1 protein-coding gene is annotated in these 1,924 nt (G+C 58.6%); it reads right to left on the bottom strand.

The genetic code is table 11. The features are described 5' to 3' along the window. Window positions 1-71: 71 nt before the first annotated feature. Window positions 72-1,493 (bottom strand): group II intron reverse transcriptase/maturase, encoded by a 1,422-nt coding sequence (gene ltrA / locus ACK59L_RS21460; protein WP_409275943.1) that lies wholly within the window; start codon window positions 1,491-1,493, stop codon window positions 72-74. Window positions 1,494-1,924: the final 431 nt, after the last annotated feature.

Here is a 1,924-nt window from a genome sequence, read left to right as displayed (position 1 = left end):
ATCGAGTAGGAGGCGGGATCACACCCGCCGTCCTCTCACACCACCGTGCGTACGGTTCCGTACACGGCGGTTCAGGTTATGCAGCTAAGCCGGTTGATCGTATCCAGTATCGAGACAAGTCCAAGTCGATCCCATAGTTTCTTCGGCAGCGCCTGATTCACATGCGACGCACCCGAGTTCCACCATGGGCCTCGGCCATTGAAGGCCGATTTGCAGGCACGTTCTTGGCTTAGGCCCAAACGCATCAGGTTGCGTGCTCTCGTAGAAGGCCGCTTCCATTGCCGCCAGATTACACAGCGAAGCTTGTGCCTGATCCACCCATCCAGCTCTTCTAGTGGACGTCTGCTCTGACTGAGCTTGAAGTAACTTGCCCAGCCCCGTACCACGGGGTTCAGCCGCTCGATGATATAGGCCATCTTGCGGCCTCGCGCCCCGCGCAGAAGTTCCTTGAGCCGACCGCGCAGGCGGCCAAGGCTCATCGTCGCCACTCTCAGCCTGGGCTGCTGATGCCAGCTCATTCCATAACCTAAGTAGTCGCATTTCCACGCCCTTGCCACTTGGCTCTTGCTCCTGTTCACCGTCAGTTTCAGACGTTCTTTCAGGAAGCACTCGACGCTGGCCAATACTCGTTCGCCCGCCCTCTGACTACGCACATAAATGTTCGCATCATCGGCATAGCGCACGAAGCGATGATCCCGTCGTTCCAATTCACGGTCGAGTTCATCCAGTAGGATGTTCGACAGCAACGGCGAGAGCGGGCCGCCTTGCGGCGTCCCCTCCTGCCGTGGGCTGACGACACCGCCTGACATGACTCCCGCTTCAAGGTAGCGGCGGATAAGCCTAAGTGCGCACTTATCTTTGACCCGGCGCTCGACACAGGCCATGAGGATGTCGTGGTTGACTCGATCGAAGAACTTTTCCAGATCAAGCTCCACGCACCAGCGATGCCCCGCTGTCATATGGGCTCGGGCCATCTCAACGGCTTGATGAGCGCTTTTGCCCGGACGAAAACCGTAGCTGTAGTCCGAAAACAGCGGATCGAAAATTGGCGTGAGCTGTTGCTGCAAGGCTTGCTGGATCAGGCGGTCTACGACGCTGGGAATTCCCAGTTGCCGCGTACCGCCCTGTGGTTTGGGAATTTCAACCGCCCGCACTGCTTGAGGATGGTAATCACCTGCCAGCAGCCTGGCCTTGAGGATTGGCCAATACTGATTTACGTAACCTGCCAAGTCGGCCACCTTCATGCCATCGGCACCCGGTGCTCCCTTGTTGCTGACTACGCGTTGATACGCACGTCTGAGGTTAACCGGTGCAAGCACCCGCTCCATCAGCGTGTCCGGCTCCGCATTCGTCCACGCCACTGACGCCGTCGACACCTGTGCACTGTCAGGCATCACCCTCGGCTTCTGGCCGGGACTCGGGATGACAGTTTCCGTTGTGGGAAATTTCTGCATTACGGCTACCAACGAGACAGCGACGCCTACTGGCGGCATAACCTGTTCGGCCCTTGGTGACGCGGTTAACCGCCACTTACTACGGCTTCGGCTGACTTCTGCATACTCATCCCGTCGCCTCTCGACGCTCGGTAGCACAATGGCAAGCGTGCAGATCTCCCAGGGTAATTCGCGCGACCTTCCTGCTTATGCCTGTCGGATCTACGACACAACGTTCCGTGCAAGTATCGGGCTTTGAAGATGTTTGCCTTCTCACCCCGTTGCGCCGCCTCTATCCGCTTCCTGTTCGTCAGGCCAGCATTTTGCCTCGGGCTTCCTTCAGATTCGCAGTCGCCCGCGACACCCTTGCCTCTGGCTAACACTTCCCCTTGCCGGGTGTGCAGAGGACTTTCACCTCCAAGTCACCCGCTTGGCCACCACAGCCAAACGGGTTGCGCTGAAGCGCAACGCGCCATGCCTGGCGCACAAAC

Origin of the sequence: Pseudomonas sp. KCJK9111 (assembly GCF_046231935.1) — a bacterium.
In the GTDB taxonomy this organism is placed as follows: domain Bacteria; phylum Pseudomonadota; class Gammaproteobacteria; order Pseudomonadales; family Pseudomonadaceae; genus Aquipseudomonas; species Aquipseudomonas parafulva_B.
Note: the sequence above shows the minus strand (reverse complement) of the source record. Positions and strands in the feature narration are given on the sequence as shown.